The sequence below is a fragment of the Dyadobacter psychrotolerans genome (genome assembly GCF_004349265.1).
GTDB lineage: Bacteria > Bacteroidota > Bacteroidia > Cytophagales > Spirosomataceae > Dyadobacter > Dyadobacter psychrotolerans.
This window is the reverse complement of sequence record NZ_SMFL01000005.1, coordinates 431,120-450,328: the sequence shown is the minus strand read 5'-3', so window position 1 is coordinate 450,328 and position 19,209 is coordinate 431,120. Positions and strand designations below refer to the sequence as shown.

General features: G+C 43.3%; 17 protein-coding genes and 1 tRNA gene. 12 read left to right on the top strand and 6 right to left on the bottom strand.

The features are described from left to right. The first annotated feature begins 3 nt into the window (after positions 1-3). The 9 genes from E0F88_RS16190 to E0F88_RS16150 all read left to right on the top strand — a co-directional run bounded on the left by E0F88_RS16190 (position 4) and on the right by E0F88_RS16150 (position 10,910). On the top strand, positions 4-450 hold the full coding sequence (locus tag E0F88_RS16190; protein WP_131959309.1) for a chromate resistance protein ChrB domain-containing protein: 447 nt from the start codon (positions 4-6) through the stop codon (positions 448-450). Continuing rightward, positions 438-1,628 (top strand): chromate transporter, encoded by a 1,191-nt coding sequence (locus tag E0F88_RS16185; RefSeq protein ID WP_131959308.1) that lies wholly within the window; start codon positions 438-440, stop codon positions 1,626-1,628. Before E0F88_RS16190 ends, E0F88_RS16185 begins: the two co-directional genes overlap by 13 nt. Before the next feature lie 169 nt (positions 1,629-1,797). Next, positions 1,798-2,193, top strand: coding sequence for a hypothetical protein (locus E0F88_RS16180; RefSeq protein WP_165940081.1), 396 nt, complete (start codon positions 1,798-1,800; stop codon positions 2,191-2,193). Positions 2,194-2,284: 91 nt separating this feature from the next. After that, complete coding sequence (locus tag E0F88_RS16175; RefSeq protein WP_131959306.1) at positions 2,285-6,670, top strand: CusA/CzcA family heavy metal efflux RND transporter; 4,386 nt, start codon at positions 2,285-2,287, stop codon at positions 6,668-6,670. A 23-nt stretch (positions 6,671-6,693) separates the two neighbouring features. Next, the gene (locus E0F88_RS16170) at positions 6,694-7,878 is read left to right on the top strand and encodes an efflux RND transporter periplasmic adaptor subunit (RefSeq protein WP_131959305.1); all 1,185 of its coding nucleotides are present in this window, start codon (positions 6,694-6,696) and stop codon (positions 7,876-7,878) included. Between the two features lie 35 nt (positions 7,879-7,913). Further along, positions 7,914-9,164: an MFS transporter gene (locus tag E0F88_RS16165; RefSeq protein ID WP_131959304.1), complete on the top strand. Its 1,251-nt coding sequence runs from the start codon at positions 7,914-7,916 to the stop codon at positions 9,162-9,164. 68 nt (positions 9,165-9,232) lie between these two features. After that, positions 9,233-9,469, top strand: a complete 237-nt coding sequence (locus E0F88_RS16160) for a hypothetical protein (RefSeq protein WP_131959303.1) — start codon at positions 9,233-9,235, stop codon at positions 9,467-9,469. 98 nt (positions 9,470-9,567) lie between these two features. Beyond that, positions 9,568-10,257, top strand: a complete 690-nt coding sequence (locus tag E0F88_RS16155) for a HupE/UreJ family protein (protein WP_131959302.1) — start codon at positions 9,568-9,570, stop codon at positions 10,255-10,257. 11 nt (positions 10,258-10,268) lie between these two features. Beyond that, the gene (locus E0F88_RS16150; protein WP_131959301.1) at positions 10,269-10,910 is read left to right on the top strand and encodes a hypothetical protein; all 642 of its coding nucleotides are present in this window, start codon (positions 10,269-10,271) and stop codon (positions 10,908-10,910) included. A gap of 343 nt (positions 10,911-11,253) precedes the next feature. Here the strand turns inward: E0F88_RS16150 and E0F88_RS16145 are convergent, their stop codons facing one another. From E0F88_RS16145 to E0F88_RS16125, 5 genes are all read right to left on the bottom strand, one after another. Then, positions 11,254-11,802 (bottom strand): hypothetical protein, encoded by a 549-nt coding sequence (locus E0F88_RS16145; RefSeq protein WP_131959300.1) that lies wholly within the window; start codon positions 11,800-11,802, stop codon positions 11,254-11,256. A 629-nt stretch (positions 11,803-12,431) separates the two neighbouring features. After that, a complete protein-coding gene (locus E0F88_RS16140) occupies positions 12,432-12,926 on the bottom strand; it encodes a DUF6934 family protein (protein WP_131959299.1) in 495 nt (164 codons plus the stop codon). Positions 12,927-13,037: 111 nt separating this feature from the next. Then, positions 13,038-14,249 (bottom strand): site-specific integrase, encoded by a 1,212-nt coding sequence (locus E0F88_RS16135; RefSeq protein WP_131959298.1) that lies wholly within the window; start codon positions 14,247-14,249, stop codon positions 13,038-13,040. A 251-nt stretch (positions 14,250-14,500) separates the two neighbouring features. Next, positions 14,501-14,574: transfer RNA gene (locus tag E0F88_RS16130), tRNA-Asp, on the bottom strand. 134 nt (positions 14,575-14,708) lie between these two features. Continuing rightward, positions 14,709-15,518 (bottom strand): sialate O-acetylesterase, encoded by an 810-nt coding sequence (locus tag E0F88_RS16125; RefSeq protein ID WP_131959297.1) that lies wholly within the window; start codon positions 15,516-15,518, stop codon positions 14,709-14,711. A 369-nt stretch (positions 15,519-15,887) separates the two neighbouring features. On the opposite strand from E0F88_RS16125, the gene E0F88_RS16120 reads away from it, so the two are divergent. The 3 genes from E0F88_RS16120 to E0F88_RS16110 all read left to right on the top strand — a co-directional run bounded on the left by E0F88_RS16120 (position 15,888) and on the right by E0F88_RS16110 (position 17,988). Next, a complete protein-coding gene (locus tag E0F88_RS16120) occupies positions 15,888-16,466 on the top strand; it encodes a porin family protein (RefSeq protein ID WP_131959296.1) in 579 nt (192 codons plus the stop codon). An 88-nt stretch (positions 16,467-16,554) separates the two neighbouring features. Beyond that, positions 16,555-17,388: a metallophosphoesterase family protein gene (locus E0F88_RS16115; RefSeq protein WP_131959295.1), complete on the top strand. Its 834-nt coding sequence runs from the start codon at positions 16,555-16,557 to the stop codon at positions 17,386-17,388. Between the two features lie 3 nt (positions 17,389-17,391). Then, the gene (locus tag E0F88_RS16110) at positions 17,392-17,988 is read left to right on the top strand and encodes a hypothetical protein (protein ID WP_131959294.1); all 597 of its coding nucleotides are present in this window, start codon (positions 17,392-17,394) and stop codon (positions 17,986-17,988) included. 13 nt (positions 17,989-18,001) lie between these two features. Here the strand turns inward: E0F88_RS16110 and E0F88_RS16105 are convergent, their stop codons facing one another. After that, positions 18,002-19,084, bottom strand: coding sequence for an alkaline phosphatase (locus tag E0F88_RS16105; RefSeq protein WP_131959293.1), 1,083 nt, complete (start codon positions 19,082-19,084; stop codon positions 18,002-18,004). Positions 19,085-19,209: the final 125 nt, after the last annotated feature.

Below are 19,209 nucleotides of genomic sequence, written 5' to 3'. Positions count from 1 at the left end.
AAAATGAGATGGATCACCCGGGAACGTCCAAAAATTGATAGGATCGCCTGCCCCTGGCTACTTAAGAATTTCGTAGATCCGGAGGCTATATTTTACTATGTTCCCAAAGATCAGGTCTTTGACAAAGCTCTGGAACTGGATGCTATCCCCTATGATATAGACGGCGCTGAATATTCCCACTATGGTGACCAATGCAGTTTTGATTTCATTGTTGCCAAACATAAAATAAATGACCCTGCTATTCAGCAGCTTGCTGTTATTGTCCGGGCTGCCGACACAGACCGTTTTGAACTCGCACCGCAGGCTGCCGGATTATGGGCTATTTCAGCTGGTCTTTCACATACCATCACAGACGATCATCAAATGCTCGAAGTTGGCTTTAAAGTATATGATGCACTGTATGCATGGGCAAAATACCTTCAAAAAGAAAAACATATATGGAAACCATAACCCAAAATCAAACAGACAGATACAATCTGACAGATCTTACAAAATACTTTTTAAAACTGGGCACGCTTGGTTTTGGTGGCCCGGTTGCCCTTATCGGCTATATGCACCGTGACCTGGTAGAAGAGCGCATGTGGATCAGTGAAGATGAATACCGGGAAGGATTGGCCTTGGCGCAGCTTGCGCCTGGTCCACTGGCGGCCCAACTGGGAATTTATCTGGGATATGTGCATTACGGCGTCTGGGGTGCTACGCTGACAGGGCTTGCTTTTGTGCTTCCATCTTTTGTGATGGTTGTTTTGCTTGGCATGGCCTATAAGCTTTATGGCGGACTGCCTTGGATGCAGGCTGTTTTCTACGGAGTTGGATCGGCCGTTATCGGTATCATCACACTAAGTTGTTACAAACTAACTATCAAATCTGTCAGTAAACTGGAATGGGAAGCCGTTAAAAACCGCTGGCTGCTGTGGCTCTTCTTTGTGATCATGGCCGTTGTAACGGCAGTTACTCAACGAGAGGAAGTCTGGCTTTTTATGATCCTTGGCTTTATTTACATGGTCGTTAAAGCACCTCCCAAGTGGCTTCAAAAAAACAGGCAACCTGCTTTATCAATCGTGTTTTTAGCGGGTATTGGTTTCTGGCAATATCAACCCGATAAGCTTATTCAAATCGGATGGTTCTTTACCAAGGCAGGGGCATTTGTTTTTGGGAGCGGCCTGGCCATTATTCCATTTTTGCAAGCTGGTGTAGTCAATGAAATGGGCTGGCTTAATGAGCAGCAGTTCCTGGATTCAGTTGCTGTCGCTATGATCACACCAGGACCTGTTGTAATTACTGTGGGTTTCATTGGTTTTCTGGTTGCCGGTTTTGCAGGTGCTGTCGTTGCCGCATTGGGTGTATTTTTACCCTGTTATGTGTTTACGGTGTTGCCTGCACCTTACTTTAAGAAAATTTCTAAAAACAATAGCATCAAAGCGTTTGTTGACGGGATAACAGCTGCTGTCGTCGGGGCCCTGGTTGGATCTGTGTTTGTGATCGCCGGCCGTTCAATTGTCGATACTCCCTCGGCCATAATTGCAGCTGTCACTATACTTTCATTAGTTTACATCAAAAAATTACAGGAACCCTATATCATTCTAATCGCCGCTATTGTTGGAATTGTTATCAAATATTTCTTCTAATGTGCCTAAAAATCTTGTCACTTCTTGAAGATCAAACAAAAGGTTTCTTTCCAAATTCATCGTTAACGATGTATAAATTTTCTGCGCACCTATTAAATTAGCTATGTAAATAGTCAGAAAACAGTTTTTGAAGTTTTGAATTACAAATATTTTATTACTTTTACCCTCAATGAAAGCACTGGCCCTGATTTTATGCATGAGACTGCTTTTGGTAAATTTTTTGCCAAACCAAGACATGCATGAACTTTCCGGGATAGCTGAGCTGATTGAGCATTACCACGAGCACGAACATGATCACCAGGATGCTAATCATGATGACCTTGGTATTTTGGAGTTTCTGAGCATGCATTATGCTGACGAGCACCACAAAAACTCTGGTGGACACGAAAATCTTCCGTTTCATCACAACCACCTGAACACGGTAGTCAATTACTTTTTTACGCCTCTTTACAGTCTTGTATTTCATCCAGCGAACTATGCTGACGTGAACAAGCCAAAGTTCTCATTCGTATCCAGGCTAATTTCCAGCTTTTCTTACAGCATCTGGCAACCGCCAAAATTCTGATCATTTAATTTTCTGGTATAACAATTCTTTTCAGGGTGCATTAGTTGCGTCGTGAACGGGTTGATTTATTCTATCTATTAAATTATTCAGGATGCTTGACCGAATCATTCATTTTTCGATCTATAATAAACTTATAATCGGCATTTTCACTTTGGCGTTAATTGCCTGGGGAAGCTACTCGCTGACCAGACTGCCCATTGATGCCGTGCCCGATATTACCGATAACCAAGTCATGGTGATCACTGTAAGTCCTACGCTTGCGGCTCAGGAAGTAGAGAGACTGATCACCTTCCCGGTCGAACAGACCATGGCCAGTATACCTGAAATTGATCAAATACGCTCATTTTCGCGTTTCGGGCTGTCAATCGTCACCATTGTCTTCAAAGAGAGTACTGATATCTACTGGGCACGTCAGCAGATCAGTGAAAGGCTTGTTGAAGCCGGAAAACAAATACCTGCTGGTGTCGGCACCCCTGAAATGGCCCCAGTTACGACCGGCCTGGGAGAAATCTATCAGTATGTGATTCATCCCAAGAAAGGATATGAAGACAAGTTTGATGCCATGGAGCTTCGCACGATCCAGGACTGGATGGTCAAGCGGCAGCTGCTGGGCACACCCGGCGTAGCAGAAGTAAGCGGCTTTGGCGGATATGTAAAGCAGTATGAGATCGCGGTCAATCCTGATAAACTGCAAAGCATGGGGGTTACCGTGACCGATATTTTTACTGCCCTTGAAAAAAACAACCAGAACACCGGAGGTGCTTACATCAATAAAAACCCAACTACCTACTTTATCCGCAGTGAAGGACTGGTTAAAAGCTTGGAAGACCTGGGAAAGATTGTGGTAAAAAATAATGGGAACACACCCGTTTTTATCAGGGATTTAGCTGTTGTTCGCTTTGGAAGCAGCGTCCGGTACGGGGCAGCAACCCGTAACGGTGAAGGTGAAACAGTGACCGGAATTGTGATGATGCTCAAAGGAGCGAATTCGTCACAAGTTATTAATGACGTGAAAGCCCGCATCGAACAGATCAAGAAAACCCTACCGGAAGGTGTTACCATCGAGCCCTTTTTAGACCGCAAAAAACTCGTTGACGGCGCGATCCATACCGTTTCAAAAAACCTGATCGAAGGTGCACTCATCGTCATTTTCATCCTGATCCTTTTTCTGGGTAATCTCCGGGCCGGCCTGGTTGTCGCCTCAGTGATTCCTTTGGCGATGCTTTTTGCTATTTCGATGATGAACCTCTTTGGCGTATCGGGTAACCTGATGAGCCTGGGTGCGATTGATTTTGGGCTAATCGTGGATGGTGCCGTCATTATCGTGGAAGCCACCCTGCATCACATCGTAGGTAAAAAATATACCCACCGTCTTTCCCAAAATGAAATTGACGACGAAGTTTATCACGCCACGACAAACATCCGCAGTTCGGCGGCTTTCGGAGAAATTATCATCCTGATGGTTTATCTTCCGCTTTGGGCACTGGTCGGCATTGAGGGGAAAATGTTCCGCCCGATGGCCCAGACCGTTTCGTTCGCTATCCTGGGTGCTTTCATTTTGTCACTTACTTATGTGCCCATGATTGCTGCTTTGGCTTTGAGTAAAAAGCCCGGTCACAAACCTAATATTTCGGACAGAATGATGCAGTTTTTCCAGCGCCTGTATACGCCTGTGATTAAAGCGGCTATGAACGCCAAAGCGCTCGTCATGATCTTAGCCATTGGCCTTTTTGCATTAAGCCTTTTTGTGTTTTCCATGTTGGGCGGTGAGTTTATTCCACAGCTGGATGAAGGGGATTTTGCCGTCGAGACCCGTGTTTTAACCGGAAGCTCGATTGATCAGATGCTGGATGTCTCGAAAAAAGCACAGAAGATCATTCTCAAATTCCCCGAGGTCAAGCAGGTGGTCAATAAAATTGGCTCGGGTGAAATCCCAACCGATCCGATGCCTATTGAAGCGGGTGATATGATGATCATTTTGAAGGACAAATCAGAGTGGACCACCGCATCTTCCAGGGAAGAGCTGGCTGAAAAAATGCAGGCGGCCCTGGCCGTAATACCTAATGCCACCTTTGGTTTTCAGCAGCCGATCCAGATGCGTTTTAACGAGCTGATTACCGGCGCAAAACAGGATGTGGTCCTGAAAATATATGGTGAAGACCTGGATGTGCTCTCACAGCTGGCTGGCCGCGTCGGAAAGCTGATCCGCAGTGTGGATGGTGTGCAGGACCTGTACGTAGAAGAAGTTACGGGCCAACCCCAGATACAAATTGATTTTGACCGGGACAAGATTGCCATGTATGGTCTGAATATCGAAGATGTCAACCAGGTGATCCGCACGGGCTTCGCAGGAGAAAACGCTGGTCTTGTTTATGAAGGAGAAAGAAGGTTTGAGATGGTCGTGCGCCTGGACAGCCTGAGCCGTAGGGATATTGACGATGTTAAAAACCTGTATGTAAGCACACTTTCAGGAAAGCAAATCCCTTTGGAGCAGCTGGCGAATGTTGAGTACAGAGAAGGCCCGAATCAGATCCAACGTGACAATGCCAAACGAAGGATCACCCTGGGTTTTAACGTCAGAAGCCGTGATGTGCAGAGCATTGTGGCGGATATACAAGGCATCATTGATACCAAGATGAAGCTACCGGTGGGCTACTATGTGACCTACGGGGGCCAGTTTGAGAATTTACAGGCAGCCAAAGAGCGGCTAGCCATTGCTGTTCCGGTAGCGCTGACGCTGATTCTGCTGCTGCTTTATTTTACATTCCATTCGTTCAAGCAAAGTCTTTTGATTTTCTCTGCCATACCACTTTCCGCCATTGGTGGGGTATTCGCACTCTATTTTTTGGGATTGCCTTTCAGTATATCTGCGGGCGTTGGTTTTATCGCCCTATTTGGTGTAGCAGTCTTAAATGGGATCGTTTTGATTAGTGAATTTAACCGGCTTGAAAAACAAGGTGTAACAGATGTTTACCAAAGGGTAATCCAGGGAACACAAATCAGGCTCAGACCCGTTTTGATGACCGCGGCCGTGGCATCTCTTGGTTTTCTTCCGATGGCCCTTTCCCAAAGCTCAGGTGCCGAAGTACAAAGGCCGCTGGCCACAGTGGTGATCGGTGGCCTGATCACAGCAACCCTTCTGACCCTGATCGTGCTGCCCGTGCTTTACAGTTATTTTGGTTCCATAAAACCAAAAAGCAGTAAGGGCGCTATGGCTTCTGTCACAATCATCATTTTCGCTCTAGGTCTTTCTGCGCCATTATTGGCCCAAACACCGATGCAACAGCTGGCACCTTCACTGCAAACACTGACGCTTCCGCAGGCCATTGAGATGGCCTTGAAAAACAATAGCGGCCAGAAAATTGCTGGCTTTGAAACTGACCGTCAGAAGGCGTTGCTAAAAGGAGCTGTAAACCTGCCTAAAACGGATTTTCTTTTTTCACAGGGGAATATCAACAGTCAGGAGCGTGATAATTCCTTTAACCTGACCCAGCGGCTGGCTTTGCCGGGATTGTATGCAAGCCAGAAAAAACTGGCAAAAGCCCGCATCGAAAGCAGCACGCTCGAACAGGCCGTTCGTAGTAACGAGCTGATCAAAGAGGTAAGGTCAGCATACGAAAGATTGGTTTACTTTAAAGCCAAAAGCCTGGTTTTAGCTGAGCAGGACAGCATCTACTCGGGGCTAATGAAAGCGAGCGATCTACGTTATCAAGCGGGAGAAACAGGCCAGCTTGAAAGGGCGACGTCAGCTGCACAGGCTATGGAGATTAAAAACCTGATGAGCCAGAACCAGGCTGATATTAATATTGCGGCTCAACAGCTGCAAACGCTTCTGAATACCAACCAGGTTGTTACCAGTACCGAACAGACACTTTCCAAACTCATCCTGGACTTGCCACTCGCAGACAGTAACACACTTAGCCGAAATCCGGTACTAGCCTACCTGAAACAGCAAATTACCGTCAGTCAGCAGCAGCTTCTGGTGGAAAGACAAAAAAAACTGCCCGAAATCCTTTTGGGTTATACCAACCAGTCTTTCCGCGGTGTGCAGATTGCAACAGGAAATCAGGAAGTTTTTTCGCTTTCCGACCGTTTTCATGTGCTGCACGCGGGCGTCTCCATACCCCTATTGCCAGGAGGGTACCGGGCATCGTCAAACGCAGCCAGGATTTCAGAGCAAATCGCAAAAACGCAGCTGGAATACGAAAATACGAACCTTTCGGGGGAGCTGAAATCACTGGTTCAGGAGTATAACAAGAACCGGATTGCACTGGAGTATTATGAAAGCACTGCGCTTGCTCAGGCCAATCTGATCACCAGCCAGGCCCGGCAGGGTTTCAGCAGCGGGGAAACTTCTTACAGCCAGCTGCTTCAAAGCATTTCTGTTGCCACAAGGATCAAATCCGATTATCTGGACAAACTTTATTTGTACAATCTGACGGTGCAACAGATCCAGACGCTTGCGGGCATCCAGTAACCATCATTTCAAAACTTTCTTTTATGAAATTTATAAAAAGACTTTCTTTAGGTTCGGCTTTGGGCCTGGTGCTGCTGACAGCGTGTAGTAAAGAACAAAAGCAATCGGATGAAGAAACTGTAAAAAAGGATACAACCGCGCAAGCGGAATCTGCAGATCAGATTACTTTTTCCAAAGACCAGTTTGCGATGGCAGGCATTCAGACCGGAAAGGTCGAGTCACGCAATTTGAAGAGCATCATTAAGGCCACGGGCGTAATCGATGTGGAGCCATCAAGTGTGGTAACAATTTCAGCACCGCTGGGTGGGTATATTAAAACGGCTGGCCTGTTGCCGGGCCAGCCCATCAAAAAAGGACAGGTCATTGCCACGCTGGAAAACCCTGAATTTATTGATATCCAACAGCAGTATCTGGAAAGCAGCAGCCGTGTAACCTTGTTACAACAGGAATTCGACCGTCAGCAGCTGCTTCGCAAACAGGACGTCAATGCGGCCAAGACTTTGCAGCAGGTCACCTCTGATTTGCAGGTTATGAAAGCAAAGCTCAGCGCACTTGATGCCAAGATATCGATGGCAGGAATCAGCAAAGCAGCGCTTTCCGAAGGGAAAATACTTCCGTCAGCCAGTTTATACTCCCCGATTACGGGTTATGTACGGACAAGTAATATCAACATTGGCAGATATGTCAATCCCACCGATGTGCTTTTTGAACTGGCAAAAAATGGGGAGCTGCATCTTGCCTTGAATGTTTTTGAAAAAGACATTGACCAGATCCGAGCCGGACAAACGATCCGGTTCGGGCTAGGCAGTGAACAGGAGTTGAACCGCACAGCCACAGTCTTTCTGATCGGAAAGGCGACAGCCGACGACCGGATGATACCGGTTCATTGCCACTTGTCGCCATCCTCGGGCAAAGGATTGCTGCCTGGTATGTATGCCAAAGCCTGGATTGAAAAAACAACTGACTCCGTACCTGTTTTGCCAAATGAATCCATCGTGCAATCAGAAGGCAAGGATTACATTTTCATACAGACTTCCCAGTCAGACAAAGGTTACAGCTACAAGATGGTACCGGTCAGAAAAGGGATCCAGCAGGATAATCTCACACAGGTAATACTTCCTTCTACGGTTGCAGCCGATGCGGTCATCGTCACAAAAGGAGCCTATGCAATCCTGTCGGCATTGATTAACGCGTCGGAAGAAGAATAAACAGGAGTAATTAAAGTAGTTTTAAACTTGATCCAATGAAAAAAACGGGTGCTTTCACTGCTCTTGCAGAGCCTTTTAAAGCCTTGCGCAACCGCGTATTTGCCACCTTGTATTTTGCTCAGACCATCAGCCTTTTGGGGGATGCTTTTACCTGGATCGGCCTTGCGCTATTATCCTACCAGTTTGGCATGGATCGTTCGGCCATCATTTTATCCACTGCACTGACGCTGCGCGTGACTGCTTTTATTATTTTCTCCCCGTTTGCAGGAGTTTTGGCTGACCGGATCGACCGAAAGAAAATCCTTTACATCACCCATTTTATCAGAATGGCCATTGTGATTGGCATGGTCTTTATCACGCAGGAGTGGCAGATCTATCTGCTTGTTTTTCTGCTCAACGTCTTTAATGCCTTTTTTACACCTACTTACCGGTCGATCATCCCTCATATTGTTGCCAAGGAACAGTACCGTCCGGCAATCGGGCTTTCAAGCGCTACCTTCCAACTCCTTGGCGTGCTGGGGCCTGGCCTTGCCGGGATCATGGCAGTCTGGTTTGGGGCAAGAAATATCTTCCTGGTCGATGCCGTTTCCTTCGTGCTTGCAGGGATTCTGATTCTGATGCTTCCGACGGATCTTTTAAGAAATTCGAAAACTGAATCCGTTGAAAAGCCACTGTCGACATGGCAGGATGTGCTTCATGGCACCAGACTTCTTTTTTCAAATCCGTTGATCCGTTTTTCGCTGGTAATTGAATTTATATCCGCCATTGCCGGTGCCCAGATCCTGGTCAATACGGTCGGGCATATCAAGGAAGGCCTTAAACTTACCGATCAGCATTATGGGTGGGTTATGGCTGCCTTTGGGATCGGCGCTTCCATTGCTGCTTTCTTCTCGGGCAGCTTTGATAAAAGCAAAAGCCGCCGGCTATCACTTCTCACGGGTGCATTTCTGCTTGGACTTGCCGTCATCACAGCCAACTACGTAGGTTTTTCCATTTTACTGGTGTTATGGCTGATTGCCGGCCTGGGACAAAGCCTGGCTGAAATACCTTCCGAAACACTGATCGGGGAAAACATCGAAGATGCCCAGCAAGGCAAAGTATATGGTTCCCATTTCGCTTTCTCGCATTTGTGGTGGGCAATTGCTTATCCGATTGCAGGTTTCTGGGGAAGCCGTTTTCCAGGAAAAGACTTTCTGTACGGTGGAACTTTAACACTGACGCTCCTAATTCTCGTTTTTTTTCTTTTCCGTCACAAGCATCCAAACCGTGTTAATTTATCAGATTAACTCATAGCTTATTTCAATCAAAATCGTATCAAACAGTCTTACTAATTTCTCATCTAATCTCAATTTTTATGAAACGAATGCTTTTTATTTCAATGCTGTCTTTTGGTATTTTAACAGCCTGCTCAAGCAAATCTGAAAAAGGCACACACACCCACGGCGATGGTCGCGAGCATGCGAACCACACAGATTCGACTAAGTTAATTTCTGCCGACTCGACCAATCACGATTCTATCGAACATGGTCACAGTCATGATAAATCTCAGACAGATACAACGGCCCATGGCCACAGTCACGACAGACCCTAATAGATTCGAACCCACTCATTTTTCATGAAGCATTCCCCCGGATTAACTGCTTGACAAAATCATGTTAATCCGGGTCTCATTAAATCTCCGTCCAATTTATGAATTACAAAAAACAGTTATTTTTTAGTCTATCCTTACTGCTAAGCATAGCGGTCGGCAGCGCATTAGCGCATGGTGTGGATGATAAAACCAGATCTTTTTTAATTGGCAACGAAGGTGCCGCATTCGTACCCTTTCTGTATATCGGCGCTAAGCACATGATTACCGGTTACGACCATATTTTGTTTCTGGTTGGGGTAATATTCTTTCTTTACAAGCCCAAGGACATTCTGATCTATGTCAGTTTCTTTACGATCGGACACAGCCTGACGCTGCTGCTTGGTGTGCTGGCAAACATTTCAATCAATGCCTACCTGATCGATGCCATCATTGCCTTTTCGATTGTCTATAAGGGCTTTGACAACCTGGGTGGTTTTCAGAAATTATTCGGGTTCCAGCCAAATACAAAAGCTACGGTGCTCGTCTTCGGCCTATTTCACGGGTTCGGTTTAGCCAGCAAGTTACAGGATTTCAAATTTGCAAAGGAGGGACTTCTAACCAACCTGATCGGTTTTAACATCGGCGTTGAAATCGGTCAATTTCTGGCTTTGATTTTGGTTCTGCTTATTATTAGCGCCTGGCGTTACAGTGAGAGCTTCAAACGGTTCTCCACTTTAGCTAATACGCTACTAATGGCGGCCGGCTTTCTTTTGATCGGCTATCAGTTAACAGGTTATTTCACTCAATAAAAATAAAGAACATGACAGATATCAATCCACCTCTTTTAGAAACTAAACAAATTGTAAAGGCGACTGTCTTTGCCCTGGTGCTGGGAAGTGTACTTTTTGTAACTGCGGTCCTACCCGCTGAATATGGAATTGATCCATTGGGAACGGGCAAATCACTCGGATTCAGTCGCCTTTATCTGCCGGACTCGCCGGTCGGTATTGCAACCATTGAAACAGACGGGCCGAAATCCTATCCACCGCTAAAACTTGAAGAACTAGGATCAGGACCAGATGTTCCTATACCGAGGGAAGTAGATAACCCCGCCCCTGCAAAGCAGTTTGAACTGCGTCAGGACAGTGTTACGATCCGGGTGCCGGCAGGAAAAGGGCTTGAATACAAAATAAATGTTTTGAAATACGGGCAAGTAAAATACGAATGGGTTACTAATAAAGGGGTGCTTTACTTCGATTTTCACGGAGAGCCTAAACAGGCAAATCCTGGAAAAGATGAATTCTTTGAAAGTTACACATCGGCCTATTCGGGCAATATGATCGGGACTTTCCTGGCTCCGTTTGAAGGACGTCACGGCTGGTATTTTAAAAATAAGACGGATAAGGAAGTTGTTGTTAGTTTGCGGATCAGGGGAGAATATAAGCTTGATTCGAAGGAATGACTTCAAAAATAAAGGAGCATCCTAAGGCGGAACTGCTCCTTTACATATCTTACATGCCAATTATAATCAGATACTGGCAAACTATTTATCAACAAATCGTGCAACATAATTCTGAAAGGTACGCTATGAAGCATTTCGGACAGCCACATTTTCTTGATTAGTGTCCAGAGACCATGGAGCGAAGACCAATGGGGAATGTGCGAGAGTTGCGAAAATTGGGTCGAATATAGCGATCTGAAATAGGGCAACTACTTAAACGTTACCATCTGTCACGACTGTAAAGGCTTTTATTACGAGGATAACGAAGTTAACTTATAATATCCTGGAGAGGAAGCTACTTAGCTTAGGTATCAACCCTACTATGTACATACACAACTATTGCTCTTAGCAACTGAATTGCCGGCAGCAACAGCATCTCTTGATATTGATGTAGTGCTTTTTCTCCATGAACAATATTGCATCGGATTGAATAGAGTGTTTTCATCAATGCAAGGATCTTCGTGCCAGGGACTGCTGATTGTAAGCCATTAATAAGTTGTTGGTCACGCCTGGGTTGAGGGATTCCTTTATTCAAATCAATATTAAAATCAGGCATCGCCAGGCGTAAGCTGTCAATTTGATTGTCAAGTGCCTCTTGTGTTAAAAAATGAGAAATAGCAGTAGCGCCAAGAAAGTCAATCGTAAAAGTAGTGGCTCCAGCTCTGTCACCGACCTGTTCTCTTACATTGCCAGTATCCTGAGCTTTTTTTATCGGAACAATGTTATAAAGAAAGTTGTAGGTGGTAAATAAGGTTACATACTTATCAATAAGGCTGGCTATATCCTCGCTTACAATATTGTCGGCCTTCTCAAGCCACCTGAGATAAAAATCCTGTTGATCTTCTGAGAGCATTTGATATTAAAAAATTTAGTTTCTGTTGGAATCAAATCTACATTACATTCCGGATTGTTTCAAATTGGCCTGTAATCGATCTCCTGTAATTCCATTTACAAAGCGGATAGAAAAATAGATAAGCTAATAACAAGCCGAGGTACGGTCGTCTCATAAGCCATTTTCAAAAATTAGTTTTAGGCCTTTAATTAAAAATATCACTTCACGGAATCAGAGATAACCTAAATCGCTCAATTTTTAAATTTCTGGGTACACACTTAATCAAAAAGCCCTGCTAAATTTTATTTAACAGAGCTTTCTAATCAAATATAAAATTCCCTCTATCTAAGGTCATACTTTAGAAGTAGCAATCGACCTTACAATTCATATTTAAGTTTTGCTTTTATAAGGTTAAAATCGATCTAATATTGATTCCCTGTCGGAAACCGAAATCTTTCTGCTAGCTATTATTTTTCGGCCTCGGATATTTTTTCAAGGTAGCAGCCATTTTTATTGTTTTTTGGACAATATTACTTTTCATATAATCAATAGCAAGCACTTCTGCCGTAGTTTCTTTTGCAGCAACTTTCTTTTTATATTTTACCGAGGTAGCGCCCATATTGCAGTGTTATTATAACCAAATTTATAAATCATTTAATGGATAACAAAAACGCATCGTAATTTATTCCCTTTCGAAATGGGATGAAACCTACGTCGTCTTTACGGATCAAACCGTCGATTCGTAATTCAATCGGAATGTCATCGATAATTTTAGCGATTTCTCTTTGATATAGCCGGGTTCGAACAACTGTGCTTCCCTCAGCGTATAAAGCTGCAAGAGGATATTTTCGTAAAAATTCAATCGCTTTGTCGGCCACAGTAGCTAAAATTTGCTGCATATCATTATTTCTAGTTTCAATCGTATCATCCACGATCTTTCGCTGTCTATCCCAAACACCGAAGCCTAAATTAAAGACATTCTCATCTGTATCCCCTTTCAGCCTGGTTATCAGCAGTCGAAGCTCGAATTCTCCATTCTTACCAATACTGTAAAATTTACATGAATCAAGAATATCAACAAAGGTAAAATAGCCGACATATTCTTTGGGATTTACCCACGTTGTTTGATATTTCTGTAAACTCATTCAGTTTTAAAAAAGTCTTATAAATAAGAATCCGCTTCTACATAAATCGTAAATACAGTTAGAGGCCTAACCAAACTGGGAGTTTGACCAGGCCTCTGAATTACATAGCATTTAAAGTTTGGTTCTTAACATTTTCATATCCTCACTTACTTTCAAATCCACAATCTTTGCGTAGTGCTGAGTTTGCTTTAACGATTTATGACCAAGCATTTTAGAAACCGTTTCAAAAGGCACCCCATTGGTCAGCGTTATGGTGGTAGCGAACGTATGGCGGGCTACATGAAAGGTCAGTTTTTTTGTAATGCCGCATAAATCAGCTATCTCTTTTAGATATGCATTCATCTTTTGATTACTTAGTACTGGCAAAACCGTTCCCGACTTCACACATGAAGGATGCTTTTCATAAAAATTGATAATTTCCTTGGCCTTTGGAAGCAAAGGTATCCGGATAGAGGAATCTGTTTTCTCTCGACTGGTCATAAGCCATGGTTCACTATCGATCCCCATTAACAGGTTTGAACGTTTGAGCTGCTTAACATCAATATATGCCAGACCAGTGTAGCAGGAGAAAAGAAAAATATCCCTTACCTGTGCAAGTCTTTCAATAGCTAGTTCCTTATCGGCAATCGCCTGAAGTTCATCTTTGTACAATATATCCCTCTCCACTTCCTTTTTTGAAAGCTTGAATCCAGAAAAAGGATCTCGCGGAATCCATCCGTTATTAACACAATGGATAACAATTTTCTTAAAATTGGTTAAGTATTTTACCGTTGCGTTTTGACCACAGCCACGTACAGTTTTTAGCCAAAAAGAAAATTCTGAAATGAACTCAAAATTTAAATCCTCTAACTCCAAATCTTTCTTCCCGTATTTAGTCTCAATGAAAGAACGGGTATGGCTCAGGCAAGTTTTATATTTAGTCAAAGTCGCCGGAGCAAATTCTTTTCCGACAAGCGCTTCCATTTGATCATTATGACGCTGAAAAATTTCAAGGATCATTCTCTTGGCTTCTACTTTACCCTGAATAAAATCTTTAATGGCCTCTGCTGTGATTTCTTTTTTTGATTCTGTCAGTTTTTGTTTGGCAAAATAAACCTGCGCACTCAGCAATTCAAGATAAGCATTAAGGGTTCGGGAGTCTTCCTTGTTTCCTAAAGCACGCCCCGAATTACTACTCCAGCGGCTAATTTCCCATTGCTTTTTGGTCGAAATTTCCTTGGATTTGCCATTTACGGTGATTCTAAGGAAAACATACCGGCTTTCACTTTTCTGATTTTTGGATTGTTTTAAAAAAAATAACAATCCGAAGCTCTTCTCGATCATTTGATAAAAAGTTTTGGTTAAACAAATGTCGAATTGCTACACAAAAAACGCAAGATGTAAATCTCTTTAACAGGTTGACTCAAAATTAATTACAAGCACTTCAGTGCGTCTTTTTGAAAAATAAAAAGACGCACTGAAAGACGCTTTTTAATTTTGAGCGATTTTGAACATTTTGAAGATCAAAAGCACAAAAAAAATCCTGTTAAAATTGAATTTTAACAGGATTTCTTAAATTTTGCAAAAAAAATGTGCGGTCTGGACGGGACTCGAACCCGCGACCCCATGCGTGACAGGCATGTATTCTAACCAACTGAACTACCAAACCAGACTTCGCTGCGACCATCGTTATGGTGTAACGTGGTGCAAACTTAGGATATTTTTTAATATTGTACGACTAATTAAACTTTAATTTTTCTGAAAATTTTTATTCTCCTGAATACCAATCACATTGCGCCTACCTTATTTTCCGGAAACCTTTAAAAACATTTCCCCATAACGCTTTCCCAGCTCCTGAGCCGACTGTGTATTAAAATGAGTACCGTCTCCTAAATCGGTAAGCCCCGAAGATGAGACTACGTAAGCATGTTTATGCTTAGATGCGTAATCGTGCATAATCTGGTTCACCTTTGAAGCATCCGGCCTTTTAGCCACATAAAAATCACCCAGGGTCCCCAGAATGAGCGGCGTCTTTTTGGTTCCTGTCTGCTTCCTTAAGAGTTTAAAAAATGCGGTCAACTTCTGCTCGTAGACTGCGCTCTTTTCCGGTGAGCTATCCGATTCGCCCTGATGCCAGATAATTCCTTTAATCTTTCCATGTTTCTGCGCTTCCTTAACTCTTGCCAGCATGGAATCGTAGGAAAAAATTCCGGTTTGATCATGTTTTTTACCTGTTACCCAATCATCAATCCCACTTCCGCCAACAGCGCAGGGAATAAGGCCGATTTTCTTTTCAGGATGATATTCGGAGATCGCTTTTGCAAAGGAAAGTCCGGGTCCTACCCCGACCGCCGCAGGCTTATCGTAATGCAGCGGATCTTTTGCCATAACCCACTCGTTTTTGCCGTTTATTACCCAGATATTTTCATTTGTTTGTTGCGTCGTCTCTGACAGTTTACCTCTTCCCGCCATGTTCGATTGGCCAATCAGCAAATAAAGATCCATTTTTTCAGGTGCATTCTGGGCCATTGACACACCAGCTGACAACACGACCAGCAAAATAAACCGGGTCGTAATCTTAACACCTTTATTTACTATTCTTAATATTCCCATCGCCCTGTAATTATTAAAATTTTGATTATAAGCCTTTTAGATGTCGTATACTGCCTTTACACTTGCAAAATTCTCCTCTAAATTCTACACATCTTCCCAAACAAAGATCTGTATTTCAGCCGTTTACTAACTTATTCCGTCACCTGCACAGCTGTTCGCCTTAAAAAGTGGACCATTTTGCTCACTTGGTCTAATTTTATCAGCAATTTGATTTTGAATGCTGAAATCAGGTGTTGGTACGATATTGGATAAGTTCTATTTACGGATCAGTCAGAAAATTCACCAACAGGATTAAGAAGCTTAGTAGCATTAAGAATTCAGTTAGACGATTTCTACTTGTCTGCATTGATTACTTTAAACATTAATGAAATGAAAAAATTATTAGTTACCATGGTTTTTGTTGCCATCAGCACGTTTTCGATGGCTCAGTCGTTTAGTTTCGGTCCCAAAGCGGGTATTAACGTCAGCAATTATACAGGAGGAGATATTGAGTCTGATGCACGTGTAGGTTATCATTTAGGTGGTCTTTTAAACTTCGGTATCGGAGAGCACTTTTCTATTCAGCCTGAGGTCTTGTTTTCAACCCAGGGAGCCAAAGTTGACAGAGCAGGCAGCAAAACAGACTTTAAAGTTAACTATGTAACTGTACCGGTTATGTTCAGACTAAAAACGACTGGTGGATTCTATGTTGAATTAGGGCCTCAGGCGAGTTTCAGAACATCTACTGATATTCCGGACCAAACCATCAACAACTTTGCTAAAAACCTTGACCTATCCGCAGCCGGTGGTATTGGCTATCAATCCAACATCGGTTTAGGTATTGGTGTAAGATATATCGCAGGACTGTCGAAAGTTGGAGATTTCAACGGACAAAACATCAATCCTGATTTTAAAAACAGCGTTATCCAGGCCAGTATTTTCTGGGCAATCCCTGCTGTTAAAAAATAATCAGCCATTTGAAATACTCAAACAGGGAAGCAGACAGGAATCATTCCTTTTGCTTCCCTGTTTGTTTAACGTATTGTTCACTTCTGCCATGAATCATCAACTTAACCATTTGAAAAGCACATTACTTCCATTTTCATTTCTTTTACTGCTTGCCATTTTCACCACTTCCTGTGACACACTGTTTCAGTATAATCCCAATGAAATAGTCCTCAAAGACAGCGAAAAGGATTTGAATAATAAGAATCTTGAAAGAATAAAATCCCTGCCTGTCAAAGACACGCTGCGGTTTATTCTAATGGGTGATACACAGCGCTGGTATGACGAATCGGCCGATTTTGTTAAAAGCGCTAACGATCAGCACGGAATCTCATTTGTTTTGCACGCAGGCGACATTTCTGACTTTGGCATCAGCCAGGAGTTTAAGTGGGTCAATGAAATTATGCTCAAACTTAAATATCCATATCTTACTGTCATCGGTAATCACGATATGGTAGCAAACGGCCCTATCGTATATGCACGTATGTACGGCCCTATGAATTATTCCTTTGAGTTTGGCGATAACAAATTCATTTTTATCAATACCAATTCCCGCGAGTATGCCTTTGATGGCTCTGTTCCAAATCTGAACTGGCTGCGCGCGCAGCTAACGAACAACCCTTCAAATAAAAATGCCATTGTGGTCGCGCATGTTCCGCCTTTTGATGCGGATTTCGACCCTGCCCTCGAAAAAAAATATGCGTCGATTCTGGCAGGTGACCCCAATGTTAAATTCAGCTTATACGGCCATCAGCACACATTCAAAGACGGAGAATTTTATAATGACAGCGTTCACTACTTTTTAACTACCAGCATGGGCGCAAGAGGCTATATGGTAGTTACAACCTGGAAGGGCGGATACAAAGTGGACAGAATAGAATACTAGAACATGAAAAATATACTTTTACCTTTTTTAATTTTACTGAGCCTGACTGCCACCGCACAGGAAGAGCAGCTTGCCGACGGGGCCAATCATTGGTATCTTCCCGATCACATGAAACTGCAATTTGCCGGCAACATCGGGTTTATGTCCGGCGGGCCGGGTTATAGCTCCAAAAACAAAACCCTGGAAACCGACATTCTGTTTGGTTTTCTTCCGCAAAAATTCGGTGGGGATGCCCTGATCAGTACCACGCTGAAGACCACTTATTCTCCCTGGCTTATTGCTTTAAAAAACGAGCATTACTTCGCTCCATTTTCACTGGGAATGTATTTGAGCTATACATTCGGGCCACAATTTGATACCAAATGGCCCTCCTACTATCCAAGGGGTTATTACTGGTGGGCAACGGCTTTCCGCCCGGGCGCCTATATTGGTGGGAAAGTAGGCAGGACTGTAAATACAAATAAAAGAAAACGCGGTTTGGAGCTGTATTATGAACTGGGTAGTTATGATTTGATGATGATCAGCTACGTTCAGAATACCGGATTTCTTAAATTAAGCGACATCGTGAATTTAGCCTTCGGCGTTAAATTTGGCTTTTAAATTCAGTAGTATCTCATTTAAGTCTTAATGCTTCGATCATTTTATCGAAGATGGCTGTATTCTCATAGATCCCTGCGAAAGCTTCGGCTCCCGGCCCAAAAGCAAATACGGGAATCATAACACCAGTATGTTTTTTGGTTGAAAACGAACCTTTGATTTCTCCTGTTTTAGTGCTTCCTCCGCGGATGGACAGTCCACCGGTTTCGTGGTCGGCTGTAATAATAACCAGCGTATTTCCATCCTTTTGAGCAAAATCAAAAACCTGTCCAATAACTTTATCAAAATCGACGACTTCTTCTGTGATGTATTTCAAATTGTTGGTATGCCCGCCCCAGTCTATCTGAGAACCTTCTACCATCAAAAAGAAACCTTTCTTATTCTGTTTAAGAATATCAATAGCGGCATCTGCCGATTTTGAAAGTTGATCGGCTCTTCCTGCAGAAAACCGCGGTGGTTCTTTATCTGCAAGAAAACCAGCCATTTTCCCCGATTTTATTTTTTGTACTTCCAGAATCGATCCGGCAATTTGATAGTCATGGGCTTTAAGACTATCAATCAGGTTAAGTCCGTCTTTTCTTTTGTCAAAATCATTTCTTCCCCCGCCGATGAAAACGTCAATATCGGTTTTAAGAAAGTCCGCTGCAATTTCCTGTGTAAGTCCCCGGTAAGGTTGATGTGCAATAAACGAAGCCGGCGTAGCGTGCGTCATCGAGCAGGTTACCACCATGCCGGTGGCCAAACCCTTTTTTTCTGCTGCTTCCAGAATAGTCATTTGCGGCTTGCCATCTGCATCAACGCCCACAGCGCTGTTTTTTGTTTTTTTACCAATGGACAAGGCCGTAGCGCCAGCAGCTGAATCGGTTATAAAACTGTCAGCCGACTGATTTTTATGAAAACCGATAAACTGCGCCCTTTCCAGATTCAGCGTATTTTTATTGGCTACCATACCGGCATAAATCTGGGAAGTACCCATACCGTCACCAATCATTAAAATCACATTCTTTGGCGAATTGTTTTCCCTTTTGAAAATATTTTGGGAATAGCAGCAGAAACCACTTAGGAGGATCAGGCAGGTAAAAAACACAGATATCTTCATTTTGTTATTTCATGGAAAGGATGCCTTACTCAAACGTAAAGATCGAGCCGGTATTATCAAATTGTTAAAGCAGTAACTGCTAAGAATGTAATGAATAACTTTGTGTGCTGAAAAATAAAAAGAAT

What these genes read in the sequence shown, in the direction of transcription:
- E0F88_RS16105 (WP_131959293.1), bottom strand. Translation starts at nt 19,084, where the DNA reads ATGAAGATATCTGTGTTTTTTACCTGCCTGATCCTCCTAAGTGGTTTC.
- E0F88_RS16115 (WP_131959295.1), top strand. Translation starts at nt 16,555, where the DNA reads ATGAATCATCAACTTAACCATTTGAAAAGCACATTACTTCCATTTTCA.
- E0F88_RS16155 (WP_131959302.1), top strand. Translation starts at nt 9,568, where the DNA reads ATGAATTACAAAAAACAGTTATTTTTTAGTCTATCCTTACTGCTAAGC.
- E0F88_RS16110 (WP_131959294.1), top strand. Translation starts at nt 17,392, where the DNA reads ATGAAAAATATACTTTTACCTTTTTTAATTTTACTGAGCCTGACTGCC.
- E0F88_RS16145 (WP_131959300.1), bottom strand. Translation starts at nt 11,802, where the DNA reads ATGCTCTCAGAAGATCAACAGGATTTTTATCTCAGGTGGCTTGAGAAG.
- E0F88_RS16140 (WP_131959299.1), bottom strand. Translation starts at nt 12,926, where the DNA reads ATGAGTTTACAGAAATATCAAACAACGTGGGTAAATCCCAAAGAATAT.
- E0F88_RS16175 (WP_131959306.1), top strand. Translation starts at nt 2,285, where the DNA reads ATGCTTGACCGAATCATTCATTTTTCGATCTATAATAAACTTATAATC.
- E0F88_RS16150 (WP_131959301.1), top strand. Translation starts at nt 10,269, where the DNA reads ATGACAGATATCAATCCACCTCTTTTAGAAACTAAACAAATTGTAAAG.
- E0F88_RS16160 (WP_131959303.1), top strand. Translation starts at nt 9,233, where the DNA reads ATGAAACGAATGCTTTTTATTTCAATGCTGTCTTTTGGTATTTTAACA.
- E0F88_RS16170 (WP_131959305.1), top strand. Translation starts at nt 6,694, where the DNA reads ATGAAATTTATAAAAAGACTTTCTTTAGGTTCGGCTTTGGGCCTGGTG.
- E0F88_RS16135 (WP_131959298.1), bottom strand. Translation starts at nt 14,249, where the DNA reads ATGATCGAGAAGAGCTTCGGATTGTTATTTTTTTTAAAACAATCCAAA.
- E0F88_RS16125 (WP_131959297.1), bottom strand. Translation starts at nt 15,518, where the DNA reads ATGGGAATATTAAGAATAGTAAATAAAGGTGTTAAGATTACGACCCGG.
- E0F88_RS16165 (WP_131959304.1), top strand. Translation starts at nt 7,914, where the DNA reads ATGAAAAAAACGGGTGCTTTCACTGCTCTTGCAGAGCCTTTTAAAGCC.
- E0F88_RS16180 (WP_165940081.1), top strand. Translation starts at nt 1,798, where the DNA reads ATGAAAGCACTGGCCCTGATTTTATGCATGAGACTGCTTTTGGTAAAT.
- E0F88_RS16120 (WP_131959296.1), top strand. Translation starts at nt 15,888, where the DNA reads ATGAAAAAATTATTAGTTACCATGGTTTTTGTTGCCATCAGCACGTTT.
- E0F88_RS16185 (WP_131959308.1), top strand. Translation starts at nt 438, where the DNA reads ATGGAAACCATAACCCAAAATCAAACAGACAGATACAATCTGACAGAT.
- E0F88_RS16190 (WP_131959309.1), top strand. Translation starts at nt 4, where the DNA reads ATGAGATGGATCACCCGGGAACGTCCAAAAATTGATAGGATCGCCTGC.